Genomic DNA, 22,178 nt, shown 5'->3' with positions numbered 1-22,178 from the left:
CCCCGTGATCGGTTGAAGCCGTCGTGGGGCTTCCCTATAATCCCGCCGGGCCCGCCGCTGGTATCGGTGGTCATCGACCCGAGCACGGCCGGAAAGCGGAGGTTCCACCATGGCAGCCAGGTACAGACGCTCCATCCTGGTCTGGCTGGTGGCGGTGGAAATCCCGATGCTGGGTGTGCTGGCGGGCCTCGGTGCTGTGGGGGGCGGTCTCGATGATGCGCTCTCGATCCTGTCAGGCGGTGGCGTGGCGTTGATCGCCAACCTCCATTTTGCCTGGGTCGCTTTTCGGCATCGTGGAGGGCGTTACGCCCGACAGATGGTCAACGGCCTCTACCGTGCGGAGGCCGGAAAGTTTGGTTTGACGGTGGCTCTCTTCACCCTGGTGTTCGTCGCAGTGCCCCCCTCAAATCATGCTTTATTCTTTGGCGCTTATGTGGTGATGCTGTTCGTTCACTGGCTGGCCGCCTGGCTGGGCACGCGACCATTACCCCACTGAAATCGAGGCAGCTCATGGCAGGCAACAACCCGACTCCCGTGGAGTATATCCAGCACCATCTGCAGAACCTGACATACGGCTACCACCCCGAGAATGGTTGGTCCATCGCCCACTCCGCCGGCGAGGCCCAGGAAATGGGCTTCTGGGCGATCCACCTGGATACCATGGGCTGGTCGCTGGCCATGGGGGCGTTGTTCATCTGGCTGTTCCGCAAGGTCGGCAAGGCGGCCACCACCGGCGTGCCCGGCAAGCTCCAGAATGCCATCGAGATGATCTTCGAGTTCATCGAAGGCACCGTGCGTGGTGCCTTCAAGGGCAAGAATCCCCTGATCGCCCCGATCGCGCTGACGCTGTTCGTGTGGATCTTCCTGATGAACCTGCTCAAGCTGGTGCCGGTCGATTTCGCCCCCGCCCTGTTCGCCCGTTTCGGGGTCGAATACATGAAGATGGTGCCGACCACCGACCCCAATGCCACCCTGGGCATGGCGCTGGGCGTGTTCTGCCTGATCATCTACTACAGCATCAAGGTCAAGGGCGTGGGCGGCTTCGCCAAGGAGCTGTCGCTGACCCCCTTCAACCATTGGTTGCTGATCCCCTTCAACCTGGTGATGGAAGTCATCGGCCTGCTCGTCAAGCCGCTCAGCCTCGGCCTGCGACTCTTCGGCAACATGTTCGCCGGTGAGGTGATCTTCATCCTCATTGCCCTGCTGCCGTTCTGGATTTCCTGGACCCTCAACGTGCCCTGGGCCATCTTCCATATCCTGGTCATCACCTTGCAGGCGTTCATCTTCACCGTCCTGACGGTGGTCTACCTGAACGCGGCCCACGAGCATCACTGAATCGCGTAATACCCGATAAACCCTTGACCCTTAACCTCAACTCGATAGGAGTATCACCATGGAACTCGTCTACATCGCCGCCTCCCTCATGATCGGCCTGGGCGCTCTGGGTACTGGCATCGGCTTCGCTCTGCTGGGCGGCAAGCTGCTCGAAACCACCGCTCGTCAGCCGGAGCTGGGCAACCAGCTGCAGACCAAGACCTTCCTGATGGCCGGCCTGCTGGACGCCGTGCCGATGATCGGCGTCGGTATCGCGATGTACCTGATCTTCGTTGTTGCCGGCTAACGAGTCGCATACCGAGCGCGCCGCGCTCGGTTTGCTTGTTTCCGGTCGCCACGAATCTGTCAGAGGTACGCCCCTGTGAATATCAACATGACGCTTATCGGACAGATGATCGCCTTCGCGATTTTCGTCTGGTTTTGCATAAAGTACGTGTGGCCGCCGATCAGCAATGCGCTCCATGAGCGTCAGAAGAAGATCGCCGATGGTCTGGATGCCGCCAGCCGCGCTTCACGCGACCTCGAACTGGCCGAACAGCAGGCCAGCGAGACGCTGCGCGAGAGCAAGGAACAGGCGGCCGAAATCCTGGAGCAGGCCCACAAGCGGTCCAGCCAGATGGTCGACGAGGCGCGTGAGCAGGCTCGCCAGGAAGGTGAGCGCATGATCGCTCAAGCCAAGTCCGAGATCGATCAGGAAGTGAACCGCGCGAAGGATGAGCTGCGCGGCCAGGTCTCGCGGCTCGCCATCGTCGGTGCGGAGCGGGTTCTGGAATCCTCCATCGACGAGAAGCGGCACGCAGAGCTCGTCGACAAACTCGCCGCTGAGCTTTGAGGAGGTGACCCATGGCGGAACTGTCTACCGTCGCTCGCCCCTACGCCAAGGCGGCTTTCGAACACGCCGTTGAACGCAAGGCGCTCGAGGACTGGTCCGGCATGCTCACCACCGTGGCGCGTGTCGTCGAGGATGACGACATGCGCCATCGAGTGCTGGGCAACCCGCGGCTCTCCGCGGCACAGCGAGTGGAGGCCCTGGTCGACATCTGCGGCGATGCCGTGAACGACGAGGTGAGCAACTTCCTGCGCCTGGTGGGTCTCAAGGGCCGCCTGATGGCCCTGCCGGCCATCGCCGAGCAGTTCGCACTGCTCAAGGCCCAGCAGGAGGCGCGGATGGACGTCGATATCGTCTCCGCCTTCCCGCTGGACGACGCGCAGCAGGACAAGCTCGCGAGTGCACTGGCCAAGCGTCTGAACCGCGAAATCTCCATTACCACTCAGGTGGATAAGAGCCTCCTGGGAGGCGTGATCCTGCGCGCCGGCGACACCGTCATCGACGGTTCGGTGCGTGGTCGACTCAACCGCCTCCACGAGGCCCTTTCCGTCTGAGCCTGAGGGACATGGCATGCAGCAACTGAATCCTTCCGAGATCAGCGACATCATCAAGCAGCGTATCGAGAAGCTGGATGTCGCATCCGAAGCCCGCAACCAGGGCACCATCGTCAGCGTGTCTGACGGTATCGTGCAGATCCACGGCCTCACCGACGCGATGTTCGGCGAGATGATCGAGTTCCCGGGCGGCATCTTCGGCATGACGCTCAACCTCGAGCGCGACAACGTCGGCGCCGTGGTGCTGGGCGACTACCTGAAGCTCGAAGAGGGCATGACCGCCCAGTGTACCGGCCGCATCCTCGAGGTGCCGGTGGGCCCCGAGCTGCGCGGTCGCGTGGTCGACGCCCTGGGTAACCCGATCGATGGCAAGGGCGATCTCGGCACCAGCCAGACCGACGCGGTGGAGAAGGTCGCCCCCGGCGTCATCACCCGTCAGTCCGTCGATCAGCCGATCCAGACCGGCTTCAAGTCCATCGACGCCATGGTGCCGATCGGCCGCGGCCAGCGTGAGCTGATCATCGGCGACCGCCAGATCGGCAAGACCGCGATCGCCGTCGACGCCATCATCAACCAGAAGGGCACCGGCGTCACCTGTGTCTACGTGGCCATCGGTCAGAAGCAGTCGACCATCGCCAACGTGGTGCGCAAGCTGGAAGAGCACGGCGCCATGGAGCACACCATCGTGGTCGCCGCCGGCGCCGCCGACCCGGCCCCGATGCAGTTCCTGGCCGCCTACGCCGGTTGCACCATGGGCGAGTACTTCCGCGACCGCGGCGAAGACGCCATGATCGTCTACGACGACCTGTCCAAGCAGGCCGTGGCCTATCGCCAGGTCTCCCTGCTGCTGCGTCGTCCGCCGGGCCGCGAAGCCTTCCCGGGTGACGTCTTCTACCTCCACTCGCGCCTGCTCGAGCGCGCCGCGCGCGTCAATGCCGACTACGTCGAGAAGTTCACCAACGGCGAAGTGAAGGGCAAGACCGGCTCGCTGACCGCGCTGCCGATCATCGAGACCCAGGGCGGCGACGTCTCCGCGTTCGTGCCGACCAACGTGATCTCGATCACCGACGGTCAGATCTTCCTCGAGACCGACCTGTTCAACGCGGGCGTGCGTCCGGCCATCAACGCCGGCCTCTCGGTATCCCGTGTCGGCGGCTCCGCTCAGACCAAGATCATCAAGAAGCTCGGCGGCAGCGTGCGCCTGGCCCTGGCCCAGTACCGCGAGCTGGCGGCCTTCGCCCAGTTCGCCTCCGACCTGGACGAGGCGACCCGCAAGCAGCTGGAGCACGGTCAGCGCGTCACCGAGCTGATGAAGCAGAACCAGTACGCGCCGATGTCCGTGGCGCAGATGGCCATCTCCCTGTACGCCGCCAACGAGGGCTACCTGGAAGACATCGAGGTCAACAAGGTGCTGGATTTCGAGCGTGCCCTGCAGGACTACATGAAGTCCGAGCACGCCGAGCTGCTCGACAAGATCAACGAGTCCGGCGACTACAGCGACGAGATCAAGAGCGGCCTGAAGGCCGGTCTCGACACGTTCAAGGCCACTCAGAGCTGGTGACCCCGTCGGCCCGCTCCCCCCGGGGAGCGGGCCCTGGAGCTTTCTGAGGGCCACGAACAAAGGTAGATCGCTATGGCAGCTGCAAAAGAGATACGCACCAAGATCGGCAGCATCAAGAACACGCAGAAGATCACCAGTGCCATGGAGATGGTCGCTGCGTCGAAGATGCGCAAGGCGCAGGACCGGATGAAGGCCAGCCAGCCCTACGCCCAGCAGATCCGCAAGGTGGTGGGCCACGTTGCCGACGCCAACCCCGAGTACAAGCATCCGTGGATGCTCGAGCGCGAGGTCAAGCGGGTCGGCTACATCGTGGTGTCCAGTGACCGCGGCCTGTGCGGCGGCTTGAACGTCAACATGTTCAAGGCCGTCGTCAAGGAAGCCGGGGCCTGGCACGACAACGGTGCCGAGCTGGATTTCTGCGCCCTGGGCAGCAAGGCCACCGGCTTCTTCCGCAAGTATGGCGGCAGCCTGGTCGCGGCCAAGAGCGGCCTGGGCGAGGCGCCGGAGGCCGATGACCTGATCGGCAGCGTGAAGGTGATGCTGGACGCCTACGACGAGGGCAAGCTGGATCGTCTGTACGTGGTGTACAACGAGTTCGTCAACACCATGACCCAGAAGCCGGTGATTCGCCAGTTGCTGCCCTTGTCGCCCGAGATGGGTGCCGACAACACGCAAGACGAAGAACACAAGCGTCCCGGAAGTTGGGACTACCTGTATGAGCCGGATGCCAAGGAGCTGCTGGATAGCCTGCTCGTGCGTTTCGTCGAGGCGCAGGTCTATCAGGCGGTGGTCGAGAACGTGGCCTGCGAGCAGGCCGCGCGGATGATCGCCATGAAGAGCGCCACCGACAATGCCGGCAATCTGATCGACGACCTGGAGCTGGTGTACAACAAGGCCCGTCAGGCGGCCATTACCCAGGAAATCTCCGAGATCGTCGGTGGCGCCGCCGCCGTATAACGCCGAGGGAGGGTGCGACCCTTCCGGCAACCGGGTTTCATTTGCAGGTATTTGAGAGGAACCAAGATGAGCGGACGTATCGTACAAATCATCGGCGCGGTGATTGACGTAGAGTTTCCGCGGGACGATGTGCCCAAGGTCTACGACGCGCTGAAGGTCTCCGAGCAGGAGACCGTTCTCGAGGTCCAGCAGCAGCTGGGCGACGGCGTCGTGCGTGCCATCGCCATGGGCTCCACCGAGGGGCTCAAGCGCGGCATGGACGTCACCAACACCGGCGCGGCCATCTCCGTGCCGGTCGGCAAGGCGACCCTGGGTCGCATCATGAACGTGCTGGGCGAGCCCATCGACGAGGCGGGCGAGATCGGCGAGGAAGAGCGCATGCCGATCCACCGCAAGGCCCCGGGCTATGCGGATCAGGCGGCCTCCGAGGAGCTGCTGGAGACCGGCATCAAGGTCATCGACCTGGTATGCCCCTTCGCCAAGGGCGGCAAGGTCGGCCTGTTCGGCGGCGCCGGCGTCGGCAAGACCGTCAACATGATGGAGCTGATCCGCAACATCGCCACCGAGCACAGCGGCTATTCCGTGTTCGCCGGTGTCGGCGAGCGGACCCGCGAGGGCAACGACTTCTACTACGAGATGGAAGAGTCCAACGTCCTCGACAAGGTCTCGCTGGTCTACGGCCAGATGAACGAGCCGCCCGGCAACCGCCTGCGTGTGGCCCTGACCGGCCTGACCATCGCCGAGAAGTTCCGCGATGAAGGCCGCGACGTGCTGCTGTTCGTCGACAACATCTACCGTTACACCCTGGCCGGCACCGAGGTCTCCGCTCTGCTGGGCCGCATGCCGTCCGCGGTGGGCTACCAGCCGACCCTGGCCGAGGAGATGGGCGTCCTGCAGGAGCGCATCACCTCCACCAAGACCGGCTCCATCACCTCCGTGCAGGCGGTGTACGTGCCCGCGGACGACCTGACCGACCCCTCCCCGGCGACCACCTTCGCGCACCTCGACGCCACCGTGGTACTGGCGCGCTCCATCGCCGAGCTGGGCATCTACCCGGCCATCGACCCGCTGGACTCCACCTCCCGTCAGCTGGATCCGCTGGTCGTCGGCGACGAGCACTACAAGACCGCTCGCGGCGTGCAGGGCGTGCTGCAGCGCTACAAGGAGCTCAAGGACATCATCGCCATCCTGGGCATGGACGAGCTGTCCGACGAGGACAAGCTGGCCGTGGCGCGGGCGCGTAAGATCCAGCGCTTCCTGTCGCAGCCGTTCTTCGTCGCCGAGGTGTTCACCGGGGCGCCCGGCAAGTACGTGTCGCTGAAGGAAACCATCCGTGGCTTCCAGGGCATCCTCGACGGCGAGTACGACGAGCTGCCGGAGCAGGCCTTCTACATGGTCGGCACCATCGACGAGGCCGTCGAGAAAGCCAACCAGATGAAGTAATCCCTCCACCTGGGAGACGTCATCATGACGAAAACCTTCAAGTGCGAGATCGTCAGCGCCGAGGCGTCGATCTTCTCCGGCGTCGCCGAGCATGTCGTGGCGGCCGGACGCGCGGGGGATCTCGGGGTGCTGGCCGGCCACACGCCGCTGCTCACCGAGCTGGCCCCCGGCCCGGTGCGCATCGTCCGGGGCGGAGGTGAAGAGGATCACTTCTATGTCTCGGGCGGCTTCCTCGAGGTTCAGCCCGAGGTGGTCACCGTGCTTGCCGACACCGCCGTGCGCGCCGATGATCTGGACGAGGCCGCTGCCGAGGAAGCTCGCCAGCATGCCCTCAAGGTCATGCAGGACAAGTCCGCGGAGATGGACTACACCCGGGCCACGGCCGAGCTGGCCGAGGCCATGGCCCAGCTGCGGACCATCCAGCAGCTGCGTCGCAAGTTGGGCCGCAGCTGACGCCGCCCCCGCCCTGTGCGATGATGGCGCCCCCCGAGATCCTCGGGGGGCGCTGTCGTTTGTGTCGGCACCCGAAGGACCTGGCCCATGCCGCTCGAAGAATCCCTGCATCGCCACCAGGCGACCCTGCTCGCCGCCCTGGAGGCGGATGACCGCGTCAGCCTGGACGCCCAGCTGCCGGAACTCCGCTCCGCCGATATCGCCGAGATCCTCCAGCACCTGCTGGAGGACGAGCAGGTGCCGCGCGTTCGGGCCCTGCTGGACTGCCTGCCCCTGGAGCGCCAGGCCAGTGTGATCGGTTACCTGCACGGCGAGGAGCAGCTGGCGATCACCGCCGCCATGGGCGACGACCGCCTGCAGGCGATCCTCGAGGAAATGGGCGCCGACGAGCGGACCGACCTGTTCAAGGTGCTCGACGACGACCGCCGCGAGGCGCTGCTGCGGCGCATGGCGCATCGCGAGCGCGAGGAACTCAAGCGCCTGGCCAGCTACGAGGAAGGCACCGCCGGGGCGCTGATGACCTCGGACTACGTGGCCATCCCCGCCGGCCTGACGGTGTCCCGGGCGATGATGCGGGTGCGCCAGACCGCGCCGGACGCCGAGACGGTCTACCAGCTCTACGTGATCGATCCCGAGGGGCGGCTGGCCGGCACCATGTCGCTGCGCCAGTTGATGGTGGCGCGTCCCGGCGCCCGGGTCGACGACCTGATGATCCACGACGTCATCCACGCCACGGTGGACACCCCCCAGGAGGAGGTGGCGCGCATCGTGGCCCGCTACGACCTGCTGGCGCTGCCGGTGGTCGACGAGGCGCGCCGCCTGGTGGGCATCGTCACCCACGACGACGCCCTGGACGTGGTGGAATCCGAGGCCACCGAAGATATCCACAAGGGGATGTCGATCGGCGCCCTGGAGGACGGCGTCAGCCGGGTGCCGCTGTGGAGCCTGTACCGCAAGCGGGTGACCTGGCTGGTGCTGCTGGTGTTCGGCAATCTGCTGTCCGGGGCCGGCATCGCCCACTATGAGGCGACCATCTCGGCCCAGGTGGCGCTGGTGTTCTTCCTGCCGCTGCTGATCGGCAGCGGCGGCAATGCCGGGGCCCAGGCGGCGACCCTGATGGTGCGCGGCATGGCCACCGGCGAGGTCGGGGTGCGCGACTGGGGCAAGCTGCTCGGCCGCGAGCTGCTGGTGGCCGGCTCGCTGGGGCTGACCATGGCGCTGGCCGTGGCGCCGATCGGGGTGTTCCGCGGCGGCGAGGCGGTGGCGCTGGTGGTGGCGATCAGCATGATCGCCATCGTGCTGTTCGGCAGCCTGCTGGGCATGTGCCTGCCGTTCCTGCTCGATCGGCTGGGCTGGGATCCGGCCACCGCCTCGGCGCCGCTGGTGACCACGCTGATCGACGCCTCCGGGGTGCTGATCTACTTCAGCATCGCCACCCTGGTGCTGTTCGGCGGCTGAGGGGGCGGACAGCGGGCCCGGCGACCTGTATGCTCTGGAACGCGCATCGAACACTGTTTCCACTCACCGAGAACCGTGCCCATGGACTGGCCACAGATCATCCTGCTCTCCCTGGTTCAGGGATTGACCGAGTTCCTGCCGATCTCCAGCTCCGCCCACCTGATCCTGGTCCCGGTGTTCACCGACTGGCCCGACCAGGGCCTGGCCTTCGACGTGGCCCTGCACCTGGGCAGCCTGGCGGCGGTGGTGCTCTACTTTCGCCGGGAGCTGGTCGCCATGCTGGGCAGCTGGTGTCGCAGTGTGATCGGCCGAGGCACCGATGCCGACGCCCGGCTGGCCTGGTGGGTGATCCTGGCGACCATCCCGGTGGGCGTGGCGGGGTTGGCCCTCAAGGAGCCCATCGAGTCGGTGATGCGCTCGCCGCTGGTGCTGGCCGGGGGGCTGATCGTGTTCGGTCTGGTGCTCGGCATTGCCGACTGGCGCCACCGCGGCCGCCGCGACGAGTATCGGATGTCCTGGCGCGATGCCCTGTGGATCGGCCTGGCCCAGGCCCTGGCGCTGATTCCCGGCACCTCGCGCTCGGGCATCACCATGACCGCGGCGCTGATGCTGGGGCTGACCCGCGAGGCGGCGGCCCGCTTCTCCTTCCTGCTGTCGATCCCGGTGATCGTGCTGGCCGGCGGCCTGGAGACCCTGGACCTGCTGGAGACGCCGGTACCGGTGGCCTGGGGCGACCTGGCCGCGGGGACCCTGCTGTCGGGGGTCAGCGCCTACCTGTGCATCCATTTCTTCCTGGCCTTCATTCGCCGGATCGGCATGCAGCCCTTCGTCATCTATCGGTTGATGCTCGGCGTCGCGCTGATCTGGCTGTTCGGCTGAGGAAGCACGGATGTATTGCTGCGCTCCGGCGGCGGCCAGGCTAGGCGCCCCCACCTCTCAGCGCTCGCGACATCGATCTGCGCATCCTCCGGACTTTATCTGTTGGAGCCCACATGCCATTCCCACACCATCGCCTCGCCTTCCTGACGCTGCTGCTGGTCGCCCTGCTGGCCGGCTGCTCGGAGCGCACCCTGGAGCCTCCCGTCACCCTGGAGGGCGACATCTTCGGCACCTTCTACCAGGTGACCATCGCCGACCCGATCACCGCCGAGCGTCGCGACGCCCTGGAGGCCGGTATCCTCGACGAGCTCGAGAGCGTCGATGCCTCCATGTCCACCTATCGCGACGACGCCGAGCTGGTGGCCTTCAATCAGGCGCCGCTGGGCGAGTGGCAGACGCTGTCCGCGCCGCTGATCGAGGTGCTGGGGGTCGCCCATGAGGTAGGCGACGCCAGCGGCGGCGCCTTCGACATCACCGTGGGCGGGCTGGTCAACCTGTGGAGCTTCGGGCCCGAGGCACGGCCCCGGGAGGTGCCCGAGGACGCGCTGATCGAGCGGCGCCTGGCCGAGGTCGGCATGGACACCCTGGAGCTCGATGTCGAGTCGAACCGGGCGCGGCGCCTCAAGGATGTCTTCGTCGACCTGTCCGGGGTGGCCAAGGGGCACGCCACCGACCGGGTGGCGGCCTACGTGGCCGAGCAGGGCATCGACGACTACCTGGTCAACATCGGCGGCGAGCTCGAAGTGGCCGGTCATCGCGACGGCGAGGCCGAGCCCTGGCGGATCGGCGTCGAGATCCCCCGCGACGGCCGGCCCCAGGCCAAGTACGTGCTGCCCCTGGCGGACACCTCGGTGGCCACCTCGGGCGACTATCGCAACTACTTCGAGCAGGACGGACGCCGCTATTCGCACACCATCGACCCGCGCACCGGCCGTCCGATCCAGCATCGCATGGCCTCGGTGACGGTGGTGGACGACTCCAATGCCCGCGCCGATGCCTGGGCTACCGCCATGTCGGTGCTCGGCGAGGACGAGGGCATGGCCCTGGCCCGGGAGCATGGCCTGGCCGTGCTGATGCTGGTGCGCGACGAGGACGGCGACGGCTGGGTGAGCCAGGCCAGCCCGGCCTTCGCGGATCGCTTCGGGCGCGACAGGCTCGAGGGCATGGGCGTCGAGGTGGTCGACGCCCGGGCCGCGACCGGGGACGTGGATGCCGAGGCCTCGGACGCACTAGAATGAACCGATTCAACGATGATGGACAAGGAGTCACGATGAGCCTCGACGTGGTGATACTGGCGGCCGGGCAGGGGACCCGGATGCGTTCGGCCCTGCCCAAGGTGCTGCACCGGCTGGCCGGCAAGCCCCTGGTGCGACACGTGATCGACACCGCCGCCGGGCTCGAGGCCGAGCGGACCCATGTGGTGGTCGGCCACGGCGCCGAACACGTGCGCGAGACGCTGGCCGACTGCCGGGTGCGCTTCGCCCGTCAGACCGAGCAGAAGGGCACCGGCCATGCCGTGGCCCAGGCGCTGGAGGGCCTGGGGGAAGGCAAGGTACTGGTGCTCTACGGCGACGTGCCGCTGATTCGCCGCGAGACCCTGCGCGACCTGCTGGGACGCGTCGATGAGCGGCACCTGGGGCTGCTCACCGTGACCCTCGAGGACCCCAACGGCTATGGCCGCATCCTGCGCGACGAGGCCGGCGAGGCGGTGGCCATCGTCGAGCACAAGGACGCCTCCGAGGCCGAGCGCGCGGTGCGCGAGTGCAATACCGGCATCATGGCGATGACCGCCGCCCAGCTGCGTCGCTGGCTGCCGCGGCTGTCCGCCGACAATGCCCAGGGCGAGTACTACCTCACCGATGTCATCGCCATGGCCGCCGCCGAAGGCGTGAAGATCGCCACCGCCCAGCCGGCCCGGGCGCTGGAGGTCGAGGGCGTCAACGACCGGGCCCAGATGGCGCGTCTCGAACGGGCCTGCCAGCGCGACACCGCCGAGGCCCTGATGGCCGCCGGCGTGGCCCTGGCCGACCCCGAGCGCCTCGACGTGCGCGGCAACCTCACCTGCGGCCACGACGTCGAGATCGACGTGGGCTGCGTGTTCGAGGGCGACGTCGAGCTGGGCGAGGGCGTGAGGATCGGCCCCTACTGCGTGATCCGCGACAGCCACGTCGGCGCCGAGACGGTCATCGAGTCCCACAGCGTCCTCGAGGGCGCCGTGGTGGCCGGCCACAACCGCATCGGCCCCTTCGCCCGGCTGCGTCCCGGCTCCCGCCTGGCGGTGGGCGCCAAGGTCGGCAACTTCGTCGAGACCAAGAACGCCGAGGTGGGCGAGGGCAGCAAGATCAACCACCTCAGCTACGTCGGCGATGCGCGGCTGGGGCGCGACGTCAACGTGGGCGCGGGCACCATCACCTGCAACTACGACGGCGCCAACAAGCATCGCACCGAGATCGGCGACGGCGCCTTCATCGGTTCCAATACCGCCCTGGTGGCCCCGATCAGCGTGGGCAAGGGCGCCACCGTGGGCGCCGGCTCCACGCTGAGCCGCGACGTGGCGGACGATACCCTGGCGGTGAGCCGGGGCCGCCTGATCAACAAGGAAGACTGGCAGCGGCCGGTCAAGAAAGACGACCTCTGAGGAGCGAACCATGTGTGGCATCGTCGGCGCCGTCGCCCAACGCAACGTCCAGGGCATTCTCCTGGAGGGCCTCAAGCGGCTGGAGTATCGCGGCTACGACTCCGCGGGCATGGCCGTGCTGGGCCACGACGGCCGCCTGGCGCGCCGTCGCGCCCTGGGCAAGGTGGCGGCCCTGGAGGAGAGGCTCGTCGCCGCCCCCCTGCCGGGCCATAGCGGCATCGCCCATACCCGCTGGGCCACCCATGGCCGGCCCAGCGAGGAGAATGCCCACCCCCACCAGTCCGGCGAGCGCCTGGCGCTGGTGCACAACGGCATCATCGAGAACCACGAGGCGCTGAGGGGCGAACTCGAGGCCGCGGGCTACGCCTTCGCCTCGGAGACCGACACCGAGGTGATGGCCCACCTGATCGCCCGGGAGGCCGGCGAGGGCGACCTGCTCGGCGCCGTGCGGCGCGCCCTGGCCCGGCTCGAGGGGGCCTATGCGCTGGGCGTGGTCCACGCCGAGGCGCCCGGCGTGGTGATCGGCGCCCGTCAGGGCAGCCCGCTGGTGGTCGGCGTCGGCATCGAGGAGGCCTTCCTGGCCTCCGACCCGCTGGCGCTGCTGCAGGTCACCGACCGCTTCATCTACCTGGAGGAGGGCGACGTGGTGCGCCTCTCCGACGGCGGCAGGATCGAGGTCTTCGACGCCGAGGGCGCCGCGGTGGAGCGGCCGGTGCAGACCTTCGAGTATGGCGACGGCGCCGCCAGAAAGGGCGGCTATCGCCACTTCATGCTCAAGGAGATCCACGAGCAGCCGGCGGTGATCGCCGCGGCCCTGGAGGGGCGGCTGGGCGAGCGCAGCGCCCTGGTGGAGAGCTTCGGGCCCGAGGCCGAGGCGCTGTTCGGCGAGGTGCGCCAGATCCACGTCGTGGCCTGCGGCACCAGCTATCATGCCGGCATGGTGGCGCGCTACTGGCTGGAGCGCTATGCGGGGGTGCCGGTGCAGGTCGAGGTGGCCTCGGAATATCGCTATCGCCGCGTGGTGGTGCCCGAGGGCACGCTGTTCGTGACCCTCTCCCAGTCCGGCGAGACCGCCGACACCCTGGCGGCGCTGCGCTTCGCCAAGGGGCTGGGGTACCTGGGCAGCCTGGCGATCTGCAACGTGCCGGGGAGCTCCCTGGTGCGCGAGTCGGACCTGACGCTGATGACCCAGGCCGGCCCGGAGATCGGCGTGGCCTCCACCAAGGCCTTCACCACCCAGCTCACCGCGCTGATGCTGCTGACCCTGGCGCTGGGCCGCTCGCGGGGCCAGGCCGCCGACGAGCAGGCGGCACTGGTCGAGGCACTGCGTCGCCTGCCCGAGCAGGTGCGGGAGGTGCTGGCGCTGGACCCGGCCATCGAGACGCTGTCCGCGGCCTTCGCCGAGAAGCATCACGCGCTGTTCCTCGGCCGCGGCGCACACTTCCCGGTGGCCCTGGAGGGCGCCCTGAAGCTCAAGGAGATCTCCTACATCCACGCCGAGGCCTATCCGGCCGGCGAGCTCAAGCATGGCCCGCTGGCGCTGGTCGACGGCGAGATGCCGGTGATCGCGGTGGCGCCCAATGATGCCCTGCTCGACAAGCTCAAGTCCAACCTCCAGGAAGTGCGGGCCCGGGGCGGCGAGCTGTTCGTGTTCGCCGACCAGGGGGTAACGCTCGAGGACGGCGAAGGCATTCGCGTGCTGCGCCTGCCGCGGGTCGAGGATGCCCTGGCGCCGATCCTCTACACCGTGCCGCTGCAGCTGCTGTCGTACCATGTCGCGGTGCTCAAGGGCACCGACGTGGACCAGCCCCGCAACCTGGCCAAGTCCGTGACCGTGGAGTGACGCCAGGCACCGTGACGGGAAAGACGGCTCTCGGTGCCCCCGGGCCGCGCCTGCATCTGGGGCTGCCCATGTGGGCCAATCCCGACTGGCGCGGTGGGCTCTATCCGCCCCACGGCGGCAGCGAGCGCCTGCTGGACGATTACGCCCGGGTGTTTTCCGCCGTGGAGGGCAATACCACCTTCTACAGCGGGGCGCCCCGCGCCGAGACGGTGGCGGCCTGGGCCGCTCAGGCGCCGCCCGGTTTCCGCTTCTGCTTCAAGCTGCCCGCCGAACTGACGCACGATCGACGCCTGACGGCCGTCGAGGGGGCCTTCGACGACTTCCTGGCGGCCCTGACGCCGCTGCATGATCGACTAGGCCCCCTGCTGGTCCAGCTCCCTCGCGATTTCGGCGCCGAGGAGCTGCCGAGGCTCGAGGCGTTGCTGGCGCGCTGGCCGAGCGGTCTGCCCTGTGCCGTCGAGGTGCGCCACAGTGAATTCTTCCACAAGGGGAACGCCGAGGCAGGTCTCAACAGGTTGTTGATAAGTCACGGGGCGAACCGGGTGATGCTCGATGTTCGCCCGCTGTTCTCCACCGCCGCCGGAGATCATCCGGGCCTGCAAAAGGCCCAGCGCGAGAAGCCGAAACGCCCGTTACACGTGATTTCCACAGGGAATTTTCCGGTCGTGCGCTTCATCGGTCATGTTGACGAAAGCGTCAATCTCGACTACTTCCGACCCTGGATCGAGCGCCTCGCGCTGTGGATAAAACAGGGGAAAACCCCTTTCCTCTTTGTGCACACCGCCGACAATCGCCGCGCCCCGCAGCTGGCGCGCCGGCTTCACGCGGCCGTCGCCGAGCGGGCCGGGCTGCCCGCCCTGCCGGCCTTTCCCGGCGAGTGCCAGGCCGCGCTGTTCTGAGCGATGCCGTCGAGCCGACGGTTTCGTCCCCATGGCTGGCCACCAAGCGTATGATCGGATATTTTTACGCCTCGATCGTCACTTGCCATGGGATATTGTGGAGTCGCTCGCCTATCCCGCGAGATTTCTGCGCTATTCCTCCCGAGGTTCCCGCCGCCCTGGCGGCGGGAGCGTAGCTTCGGCAGCGATCCTGCTTGGCATGCGTTATGCCCTTGAATGCGGTGTGCCGTGATCCGGCGCCCCGCGGACGTGGCGACTACAACCACAACCTCCGTCATCGCATCCGATCGATCGATGGCGACACGCTTTATCAAGGTGAAACATGTCGAAATCTACCCACGCACAGTGGTCATCCCGACTGACCTTTATCCTCGCGGCCACCGGGTCCGCGGTCGGTCTGGGCAATATCTGGAAATTTCCCTACATGGTGGGCGACAGTGGCGGCGCGGCCTTCGTGCTCGTCTACCTGTTGTGTATCGCCCTGGTGGGCCTGCCGATCCTGATCGCCGAGTGGCTGGTCGGCCGTCGCGGACAGAAGAACCCGGCCAATGCCATGGCCGACCTGGCCGAGGCCTCGGGGCGCACCCGAGCCTGGATGATGGTGGGCATCAGCGGGATCCTGGGCGCCTTCCTGATCCTGTCGTTCTACAGCGTGATCGGCGGCTGGTCGCTCTACTACACCCTGAGCTCCGTGACCGGGGCCTTCAGCGGACAGACCGCCGATGGCATCGGTGGCCTGTTCAACGACATGCTGGGCAACCCCGGCCTGCTGCTGGCCGGTCACTCGGTGTTCATGCTGCTGGTCATCGGCATCGTCGCCCGCGGCGTGACCAAGGGCCTCGAGGGCGCCGTGCGCAGCCTGATGCCGGCGCTGGGCGTGCTGATGCTGGTGCTGGTCGGCTACGGCATGACTACCGGCCACTTCGGCGAGGCGTTGAGCTTCATGTTCAACCCCGACTTCGGCGCCCTGGACGGCGGCGTGGTGCTGGCCGCCATGGGCCAGGCCTTCTTCACCCTTTCCCTGGGCATGGGCATCATGATGGCCTACGGTTCCTACCTGGGCGAGGACGTCAACCTGCTCAAGACCGCGCGGACCGTGATCATCCTCGACACCCTGGTGGCGCTGGTGGCCGGCCTGGCGATCTTCCCCATCGTCTTTGCCAACGGCCTCGACCTGAGCTCCGGCCCGGGGCTGATCTTCGTCACCCTGCCGCTGGCCTTCGGCAACATGGGCGGCGGCGTGATCCTGGGGCTGTTCTTCTTCCTGCTGCTGACCTTCGCCGCCCTGACTTCGGCCATCTCGCTGCTGGAGCCGGTGGTGGAGTTCGTCGAGGAGCGCACCCCGCTGTCGCGCGTCGGCGCGACCCTGGTGGCCGGCGCGGCGACCTGGGCGCTGGGCATCGCGGCGCTGCTGGCCTTCAACGTCTGGAGTGACGTGCTGATCTTCGGGCTGAACGTCTTCGACCTGCTCGACACCGTGACCAGCAAGTTCCTGCTGCCGCTCACCGGCCTGATGGCCGTGGTCTTCGTGGCCTGGTTCCTGGACCGCGACAGCGTGCGTCGGGAACTCGGGCTCGGCGACACCGCCGCGATGGTCTGGACGGTCGTGTCCCGCTTCGTCGCCCCGATCGGCGTGATCGCGGTCTTCGTGTCCAGCCTCTGAGCCGACACGTCGCCTCGGGCGACGACGCCATCGACGAGCCCCGCCCCGTGCGGGGCTCGTTGCGTCTGCCCGGGGCCGGTCGAGCCGGGCTGGGCCGCTCGGCAACGCCGGTCGGTGTCCGGTTCGTCGGGCTCCTAGTGCATCTCGTCGTCGCCGTCTTCCGGCAACTCGGCGATGTCCTGGCTCAGCCGCTTGAATTCCTCGTGGAGCTCGATGCCGCGGCGGGCGCGCAGGTTGCGCTGAGCCGCGGTGCGGGAGCGTTGTTCGTGTTCGGCGACTTCCATGCTCATGAAGATGTCGAGAAGTTCGCTCTTGACGGAGGTTAACCGTTCGACATTGCGCATGATCGACTCTCCTGTCTGCAGTGAGGGTGCCGGCATCGATGACGCTGCGCGACACTGCAATTCTTACTATACCCCACTTGACAGAATGATGAAGATCGGGGCGTAAACGCCCCGGCGACGTCCCGGAGTGCCCATTCCACGGCCGCTAGGGCATACTGTGGGCAGACCGCCCGATACGCCGACGAGGAGCGCCGCGTGAGCCTAGGCCTGTTCGATGAGATGAGACGCCGCATGGAGCACTTCCGCCGCTCCGAGCAGAAGGTGGCGCGTTTCGTGCTGCGCAATCCCGACGAGGTGATCCACATGCGCATCGTCGACCTGGCCACCGAGGCCAAGGTCAGCGAGCCCACGGTGGTGCGCTTCTGCCGGGCCCTGGGCTGCAACGGCTTCCAGGACTTCAAGCTCAAGCTGGCGCAGATGCTGGCCACCGGCAGCCAGTTCGCCCAGTTCTCGATGAACGACAGCGACTCGGTGGTCGAATTCTCCCAGAGCATCTTCGATTCCACCGTGGGCACCCTGCTCTCGGTGCGCGATCGCCTGGACAACGAGGGCCTGAGCCGGGCGATCAACGCCCTGGGCATGGCCAATCGGGTGGAGTTCTACGGCTTCGGCGCCTCCGGCGCGGTGGCCTTCGATGCCCAGCATAAGTTCTTTCGCCTGCAGATCTCCACCGCCGCCTACACCGATCCGCACATGCAGAACATGTCGGCGGTGACCCTCAAGGAGGGCGATGTGGTGGTGGCCATCTCCCAGACCGGTCGCACCCGGGCGCTGGTGGCCAGCGTGCGCCTGGCCCGGGAGGCGGGGGCCACGGTGATCGGGCTGTGCCCCAGCGGCTCGCCGCTGGCCGAGGAAGTGACCCTGCCGCTGTATATCGATGTCCACGAGGACACCGAGATCTACACCCCGATGAGCTCGCGGATCGCCCATCTGGTGCTGATCGACGTGCTGGCGGTGGGCGTGGCCAAGTCCCGCGGGCCCAAGCTCGCCGAGCAGCTCAAGTCGGTGAAGCGGAGCCTCAACCCGCTGCGCTATCCGGAACCGGACGACTCCTGAGCCGGCGTTGCCGGCGCAGGTGCCGTGGCCCGGCTCGCGGCGGTAGCCGGAGGGTCGTTCGCCGCGGGGACGCACGCTCGACGCGGGGGCTTGACGCCTCCGCTGCCGACATCAAGCTGCCTCGCCCCTCGCCCCTCGCCCCTCGCCCCTCGCCCCTCGCCCCTCGCCCCTCGCCCCTCGCCCCTCGCCCCTCGCCCCTCGCCCCTCGCCCCTCGCCCCTCGCCCCTCGCCCCTCGCCCCTCGCCCCTATGCTAAGCTGTCGGCCCATTTTCCCGAGCAGCGATGCCTTCCCATGGACGACGTCACGGCGATTCTCGACCACATGAACCCGGCCCAGCGCGAGGCCGTCAGCGCCCCCCAGGGCAACATGCTGGTGCTGGCCGGTGCCGGCTCGGGCAAGACCCGGGTGCTGGTGCATCGCATCGCCTGGCTGATGCAGGCCGAGGGACTCTCGCCGTATGCCGTGCTGGCGGTGACCTTCACCAACAAGGCGGCCCGCGAGATGCGCACCCGCCTGGAGGCGCTGCTGGGCATCTCGCTGCGCCATGTCTGGGTCGGCACCTTCCACTCCATCGCCCATCGCCTGCTGCGCACCCACTGGCAGGACGCGAGGCTGCCCCAGCACTTCCAGATCATCGACGCCGATGACCAGCTACGCCTGATCAAGCGGCTGCTCAAGGACCATCGCATCGATGACGAGCGCTACCCGCCGCGCCAGGTGCAGTCCTTCATCTCCGGCTGCAAGGAGGAGGGCCTGCGTCCGCACCAGGTGGACGCCCACGGCGATGCCTACATGACCCAGATGGTCGAGCTCTACGAGCGCTATCAGCTGACCTGCGAGCGCGGCGGCCTGGTGGACTTCGGCGAGCTGCTGCTCAGGAGCCTCGAGCTGCTGCGCGACAATCCCGCCCTGCTGGCCCACTACCAGGAGCGCTTCGCCCACGTGCTGGTCGACGAGTTCCAGGACACCAACACCCTGCAGTACGCCTGGCTGAAGCTGCTCACCGGCATGCGCACGCCGATGACCGTGGTCGGCGACGACGACCAGTCGATCTACGGCTGGCGCGGCGCGCGGATCGAGAACATCCGCCGCTTCGAGGACGAGTTCCCGGCCACCAAGACGGTGCGCCTGGAGCAGAACTATCGCTCGACCAGCGCCATCCTCGACGCCGCCAACGCCCTGATTCGCCACAACTCGGAGCGCATGGGCAAGGAACTGTGGACCGCCGGCGACCGCGGCGAGCCGATCTCGCTGTACGGTGGCTTCAACGACCTGGACGAGGCGCGCTTCATCGTCGACACCATCCGCGAGAAGGTCGAGGAGGGCATGACGCGCCGCGAGATCGCCATCCTCTACCGTTCCAACGCCCAGTCGCGGGTGATCGAGGAAACGCTGATCCGCCAGGGCGTGCCCTACCGCATCTACGGCGGCCAGCGCTTCTACGAACGTCTGGAGATCAAGAACGCCCTGGCCTACCTGCGGCTGCTGCTCAACCGCGACGACGACGCCTCCCTGGAGCGGGTCATCAACGTGCCGGCGCGGGGCATCGGTACCCGCACCGTGGAGGTACTGCGCGAGCGCGCCCGGCAGACGGGCATCTCGCTTTGGCAGGCGCTGCACGACGCCCAGCTCGATGGCTCGCTCAAGGGCCGCGCGGTGTCCTCACTGACGGCCTTCGCCGATCTGATCGAGCGGCTCGACGACGAGACCTCCGGCATGGCGCTCCACGAGATCATTGACCACGTCAACGAGCGCACCGGGCTGGTCGAGCACCACCGCAACGAGAAGGGCGAGAAGGGCCAGGCCCGGGTCGAGAACCTCGAGGAGCTGGTCACCGCCGCCAAGGCCTTCTCCCAGGGCGAGACCCTGGACACCGTGGAGGCCGGCGAGGGCATGGCCGCCCTGGAGGCCTTCCTCGCCGAGGCGGCGCTCAACGCCGGCGAACACGAGGCCGACGAGTTCGAGGACTGTGTGCAGCTGATGACGCTGCACTCGGCCAAGGGGTTGGAGTTCCCGGTGGTGTTCGTCGCCGGCGTGGAAGAGGGGCTCTTCCCCCACAAGATGTCGCTGGAGGAGCCCGGTCGCCTCGAGGAGGAGCGCCGGCTGTGCTACGTGGGGCTGACCCGAGCGATGCAGAAGCTCTACCTCACCCACGCCGAGCTGCGCCGGCTGCACGGCAAGGAGACCTTCCAGCGGCCGTCGCGTTTCCTGCGCGAGCTGCCCGAGGACTGCCTCGAGGAGGTGCGCCTGCGCGGCCAGGTCTCGCGGCCGGTCACCGCCTCACGCCCGGCCCCGGCCTGGCGTCAGGACGGCGTCAACGGCGGCGCCGACCTGCCGTCGCTGTCGCTGGGCCAGCGGGTCAGCCACCCGGTGTTCGGCGAGGGCGTGATCCTCAACGCCGAAGGCGAGGGCGAACGCGCCCGGGTGCAGGTCAGCTTCGAGGGCGAGGGCGACAAGTGGCTGGTGCTGGGGTTCGCCAAGCTGACGCCTCTCTAGTGATCCCACACCGAGAGACAAGGTCTTCGATGTGGTGAGGGGCGCTGTCGACGGATCGGCCCCGAGCGATTCCCTGTTCATGGCGCGGTGGTCGTTCGCTTGCTGAGAAATTCGGCTTTCGCGCATACTGCACGACGGACACGCGTGCCGCCGGCACGCGGCATAAAAGAACATCAAGGAGCCGCCCTCGCCATGGAGCGTCGCAATTTTCTCAAGACCAGTCTCAAGACCCTGGGCGCCGGCACCGCCGGCGTCGCCGCCGCCCCCTTCGTCAACACCGCCAGCGCCCAGGAGACCATCACCTGGAACATGGTGACTTCCTGGCCCAAGAATTTCCCGGCGCTGGGTACCGGGGCCAACGATCTCGCCGAGCGCATCGAACGCATGTCCGGCGGCCGCATGCGGGTGCGCGTCCATGGCGCCGGTGAGCTGGTGCCGGCCCTGGAGGTGTTCGATGCGGTGTCCGCCGGCACCGCCGAGATGGGCCATTCCGCCTCCTACTACTGGCGGGGCAAGGTCGCCGCGGCCCAGTTCTTCACCGCCGTGCCCTTCGGCATGACCACCACCGAGACCAACGCCTGGCTCTACTACGGCGGCGGTCAGGCGCTGTGGGACGAGCTCTACGCCGAGCACAACCTCAAGCCCTTCGCGGTGGGCAACACCGGCACCCAGATGGCCGGCTGGTTCAAGAAGGAGATCAACTCGCTGGACGACATGCAGGGCCTCAAGCTGCGCCTGCCGGGCCTGGCCGGCGAGGCCATGAGCGGCATCGGCGTGACCACCATGACGATTCCCGGCAGCGAGATCTTCACCTCCATGGAGACCGGGGTGCTGGACGCCGCCGACTGGGTCGGGCCCTACAACGACCTGGCCTTCGGCCTGCACCAGGTGGCCGACTACTACTACACCTCGGCCTGGAACGAGCCCAGTGCCATCCTCGAGGGCACCGTCAACCTCGACGCCTGGAAGGCCCTGCCGGACGACCTCAAGGCGGTGGTCGCCGAGGCGGCCCGTGCCTCCAACCTGGCGATGATCAGCGAGTTCGCCTATCGCAACGCCGAGGCGCTGCGCACGCTGGTCGACGAGCACGGCGTCCAGCTTCGCAGCTTCCCCGATGACGTCATGGCGGCCCTGCACGATTCGTCGAAGAACGTCATCCAGCGCCAGGTCGAGGGCGACGAGGCATCCAAGCGGATCTTTGATGCCTACCGCGACTTCCAGCAGAAGGTGAGCCCCTTCACCGACGCGGGCGAGTTCGCCTACCTGAAGGCGCGGGAACGCCTGGTCTGAGCCGAGGCGCCGCCCGCTCGCTGCGAGCCGGTATGCGGCGGGTGGTTCAGCTCCCCTGACGCACCGCGCGGATGCGGCCGTTGTCGTCCAGGGCGACCGTCACGACGCGCGCCTCGGTGACCTTGTGCAGTTCGTCGGGGTCGCGCTCCTGGGGCGAGCGGCTCCACACCTCGACATCGATCTTGATCGAGCTGTGGCCGATCTCGCGGACCTCGGTGAAGATGTTGACCATCGAGCCCACCCGCACCGGGCACAGGAAGTCCATGGCCTCGATGGCCACGGTGGCGGTGCGTCCCCGCGCCTCGCGACCGGCGGCCAGCTCGGCGGCCTGGTCCATGTGGCCGACCAGCCAACCGGCGGAAATGTCGCCATGGAAGTTGGTATCCTGACGGCTGGCGACCAGCTTGAGGGTCAGTCGGCCGCGGGGGGCCGGAATATCGTCGAGTTCGCTCATGGCACGGTCTCGCCTGGCTTGTTGT

Annotated in this window: 21 protein-coding genes; 19 read left to right on the top strand and 2 right to left on the bottom strand. The window is 67.5% G+C overall.

All coding sequences use genetic code 11. The features are described from left to right. The first annotated feature begins 109 nt into the window (after nt 1-109). The 16 genes from ACXAFN_RS11900 (at nt 110) to ACXAFN_RS11825 (ending at nt 16,512) form a co-directional block, all read left to right on the top strand. A complete protein-coding gene (locus ACXAFN_RS11900; RefSeq protein WP_474988939.1) occupies nt 110-496 on the top strand; it encodes an ATP synthase subunit I in 387 nt (128 codons plus the stop codon). Between the two features lie 14 nt (nt 497-510). Next, nucleotides 511-1,335 carry a F0F1 ATP synthase subunit A gene (atpB, locus tag ACXAFN_RS11895; protein WP_474988937.1) on the top strand — a complete coding sequence of 275 codons (825 nt, stop codon included), beginning with the start codon at nt 511-513 and terminating at the stop codon, nt 1,333-1,335. A 58-nt stretch (nt 1,336-1,393) separates the two neighbouring features. After that, nucleotides 1,394-1,621: a F0F1 ATP synthase subunit C gene (gene atpE / locus ACXAFN_RS11890; protein WP_016854214.1), complete on the top strand. Its 228-nt coding sequence runs from the start codon at nt 1,394-1,396 to the stop codon at nt 1,619-1,621. A 75-nt stretch (nt 1,622-1,696) separates the two neighbouring features. Next, a complete protein-coding gene (locus ACXAFN_RS11885) occupies nt 1,697-2,167 on the top strand; it encodes a F0F1 ATP synthase subunit B (protein ID WP_474988936.1) in 471 nt (156 codons plus the stop codon). Between the two features lie 11 nt (nt 2,168-2,178). Further along, entirely contained in the window at nt 2,179-2,718 is a 540-nt protein-coding gene (locus ACXAFN_RS11880; RefSeq protein WP_474988934.1) for a F0F1 ATP synthase subunit delta, read from the top strand. Between the two features lie 16 nt (nt 2,719-2,734). Next, the gene (gene atpA / locus ACXAFN_RS11875) at nt 2,735-4,279 is read left to right on the top strand and encodes a F0F1 ATP synthase subunit alpha (protein ID WP_474988932.1); all 1,545 of its coding nucleotides are present in this window, start codon (nt 2,735-2,737) and stop codon (nt 4,277-4,279) included. 72 nt (nt 4,280-4,351) lie between these two features. Further along, on the top strand, nt 4,352-5,236 hold the full coding sequence (gene atpG, locus ACXAFN_RS11870; RefSeq protein WP_474988931.1) for a F0F1 ATP synthase subunit gamma: 885 nt from the start codon (nt 4,352-4,354) through the stop codon (nt 5,234-5,236). Nucleotides 5,237-5,302: 66 nt separating this feature from the next. Next, complete coding sequence (gene atpD / locus ACXAFN_RS11865) at nt 5,303-6,679, top strand: F0F1 ATP synthase subunit beta (RefSeq protein ID WP_474988929.1); 1,377 nt, start codon at nt 5,303-5,305, stop codon at nt 6,677-6,679. 24 nt (nt 6,680-6,703) lie between these two features. Next, nucleotides 6,704-7,132, top strand: a complete 429-nt coding sequence (locus ACXAFN_RS11860; RefSeq protein ID WP_474988927.1) for a F0F1 ATP synthase subunit epsilon — start codon at nt 6,704-6,706, stop codon at nt 7,130-7,132. Nucleotides 7,133-7,219: 87 nt separating this feature from the next. After that, entirely contained in the window at nt 7,220-8,590 is a 1,371-nt protein-coding gene (mgtE, locus tag ACXAFN_RS11855) for a magnesium transporter (protein WP_474988926.1), read from the top strand. Between the two features lie 81 nt (nt 8,591-8,671). Next, the gene (locus ACXAFN_RS11850) at nt 8,672-9,469 is read left to right on the top strand and encodes an undecaprenyl-diphosphate phosphatase (protein ID WP_474988925.1); all 798 of its coding nucleotides are present in this window, start codon (nt 8,672-8,674) and stop codon (nt 9,467-9,469) included. 113 nt (nt 9,470-9,582) lie between these two features. Continuing rightward, on the top strand, nt 9,583-10,707 hold the full coding sequence (locus ACXAFN_RS11845) for an FAD:protein FMN transferase (RefSeq protein ID WP_474988923.1): 1,125 nt from the start codon (nt 9,583-9,585) through the stop codon (nt 10,705-10,707). Nucleotides 10,708-10,739: 32 nt separating this feature from the next. Continuing rightward, a complete protein-coding gene (gene glmU / locus ACXAFN_RS11840; protein ID WP_474988921.1) occupies nt 10,740-12,107 on the top strand; it encodes a bifunctional UDP-N-acetylglucosamine diphosphorylase/glucosamine-1-phosphate N-acetyltransferase GlmU in 1,368 nt (455 codons plus the stop codon). A gap of 10 nt (nt 12,108-12,117) precedes the next feature. Continuing rightward, entirely contained in the window at nt 12,118-13,950 is a 1,833-nt protein-coding gene (gene glmS, locus ACXAFN_RS11835; RefSeq protein WP_474988919.1) for a glutamine--fructose-6-phosphate transaminase (isomerizing), read from the top strand. A gap of 68 nt (nt 13,951-14,018) precedes the next feature. Next, on the top strand, nt 14,019-14,849 hold the full coding sequence (locus tag ACXAFN_RS11830) for a DUF72 domain-containing protein (protein WP_474988918.1): 831 nt from the start codon (nt 14,019-14,021) through the stop codon (nt 14,847-14,849). A gap of 322 nt (nt 14,850-15,171) precedes the next feature. Continuing rightward, nucleotides 15,172-16,512, top strand: a complete 1,341-nt coding sequence (locus tag ACXAFN_RS11825; protein ID WP_474988916.1) for a sodium-dependent transporter — start codon at nt 15,172-15,174, stop codon at nt 16,510-16,512. Between the two features lie 134 nt (nt 16,513-16,646). Here the strand turns inward: ACXAFN_RS11825 and ACXAFN_RS11820 are convergent, their stop codons facing one another. Next, nucleotides 16,647-16,856, bottom strand: coding sequence for a PA3496 family putative envelope integrity protein (locus ACXAFN_RS11820; protein WP_474988914.1), 210 nt, complete (start codon nt 16,854-16,856; stop codon nt 16,647-16,649). A gap of 195 nt (nt 16,857-17,051) precedes the next feature. On the opposite strand from ACXAFN_RS11820, the gene hexR reads away from it, so the two are divergent. From hexR to ACXAFN_RS11805, 3 genes are all read left to right on the top strand, one after another. Beyond that, nucleotides 17,052-17,912 carry a transcriptional regulator HexR gene (gene hexR / locus ACXAFN_RS11815; RefSeq protein ID WP_474988912.1) on the top strand — a complete coding sequence of 287 codons (861 nt, stop codon included), beginning with the start codon at nt 17,052-17,054 and terminating at the stop codon, nt 17,910-17,912. Between the two features lie 292 nt (nt 17,913-18,204). After that, nucleotides 18,205-20,409: a DNA helicase II gene (gene uvrD, locus ACXAFN_RS11810; protein WP_474988910.1), complete on the top strand. Its 2,205-nt coding sequence runs from the start codon at nt 18,205-18,207 to the stop codon at nt 20,407-20,409. Between the two features lie 192 nt (nt 20,410-20,601). Then, nucleotides 20,602-21,699, top strand: coding sequence for a TRAP transporter substrate-binding protein (locus ACXAFN_RS11805; RefSeq protein ID WP_474988908.1), 1,098 nt, complete (start codon nt 20,602-20,604; stop codon nt 21,697-21,699). A gap of 46 nt (nt 21,700-21,745) precedes the next feature. On the opposite strand, the gene ACXAFN_RS11800 is transcribed toward ACXAFN_RS11805, so the two are convergent. Further along, nucleotides 21,746-22,153, bottom strand: a complete 408-nt coding sequence (locus tag ACXAFN_RS11800) for an acyl-CoA thioesterase (protein ID WP_474988906.1) — start codon at nt 22,151-22,153, stop codon at nt 21,746-21,748. Between the last annotated feature and the right edge of the window lie 25 nt (nt 22,154-22,178).

The sequence above is a fragment of the Halomonas sp. ABH4_019 genome, assembly GCF_056159885.1.
Note: the sequence above shows the minus strand (reverse complement) of the source record. Positions and strands in the feature narration are given on the sequence as shown.

Excerpts from the sequence above, each read along its gene's own strand:
- ACXAFN_RS11900 (WP_474988939.1), top strand. The coding sequence starts at position 110 with ATGGCAGCCAGGTACAGACGCTCCATCCTGGTCTGGCTGGTGGCGGTG.
- atpB (WP_474988937.1), top strand. The coding sequence starts at position 511 with ATGGCAGGCAACAACCCGACTCCCGTGGAGTATATCCAGCACCATCTG.
- atpE (WP_016854214.1), top strand. The coding sequence starts at position 1,394 with ATGGAACTCGTCTACATCGCCGCCTCCCTCATGATCGGCCTGGGCGCT.
- ACXAFN_RS11880 (WP_474988934.1), top strand. The coding sequence starts at position 2,179 with ATGGCGGAACTGTCTACCGTCGCTCGCCCCTACGCCAAGGCGGCTTTC.
- atpA (WP_474988932.1), top strand. The coding sequence starts at position 2,735 with ATGCAGCAACTGAATCCTTCCGAGATCAGCGACATCATCAAGCAGCGT.
- atpG (WP_474988931.1), top strand. The coding sequence starts at position 4,352 with ATGGCAGCTGCAAAAGAGATACGCACCAAGATCGGCAGCATCAAGAAC.
- atpD (WP_474988929.1), top strand. The coding sequence starts at position 5,303 with ATGAGCGGACGTATCGTACAAATCATCGGCGCGGTGATTGACGTAGAG.
- ACXAFN_RS11860 (WP_474988927.1), top strand. The coding sequence starts at position 6,704 with ATGACGAAAACCTTCAAGTGCGAGATCGTCAGCGCCGAGGCGTCGATC.
- mgtE (WP_474988926.1), top strand. The coding sequence starts at position 7,220 with ATGCCGCTCGAAGAATCCCTGCATCGCCACCAGGCGACCCTGCTCGCC.
- ACXAFN_RS11850 (WP_474988925.1), top strand. The coding sequence starts at position 8,672 with ATGGACTGGCCACAGATCATCCTGCTCTCCCTGGTTCAGGGATTGACC.
- ACXAFN_RS11845 (WP_474988923.1), top strand. The coding sequence starts at position 9,583 with ATGCCATTCCCACACCATCGCCTCGCCTTCCTGACGCTGCTGCTGGTC.
- glmU (WP_474988921.1), top strand. The coding sequence starts at position 10,740 with ATGAGCCTCGACGTGGTGATACTGGCGGCCGGGCAGGGGACCCGGATG.
- glmS (WP_474988919.1), top strand. The coding sequence starts at position 12,118 with ATGTGTGGCATCGTCGGCGCCGTCGCCCAACGCAACGTCCAGGGCATT.
- ACXAFN_RS11830 (WP_474988918.1), top strand. The coding sequence starts at position 14,019 with ATGTGGGCCAATCCCGACTGGCGCGGTGGGCTCTATCCGCCCCACGGC.
- ACXAFN_RS11825 (WP_474988916.1), top strand. The coding sequence starts at position 15,172 with ATGTCGAAATCTACCCACGCACAGTGGTCATCCCGACTGACCTTTATC.
- ACXAFN_RS11820 (WP_474988914.1), bottom strand. The coding sequence starts at position 16,856 with ATGCGCAATGTCGAACGGTTAACCTCCGTCAAGAGCGAACTTCTCGAC.
- uvrD (WP_474988910.1), top strand. The coding sequence starts at position 18,205 with ATGGACGACGTCACGGCGATTCTCGACCACATGAACCCGGCCCAGCGC.
- ACXAFN_RS11805 (WP_474988908.1), top strand. The coding sequence starts at position 20,602 with ATGGAGCGTCGCAATTTTCTCAAGACCAGTCTCAAGACCCTGGGCGCC.
- ACXAFN_RS11800 (WP_474988906.1), bottom strand. The coding sequence starts at position 22,153 with ATGAGCGAACTCGACGATATTCCGGCCCCCCGCGGCCGACTGACCCTC.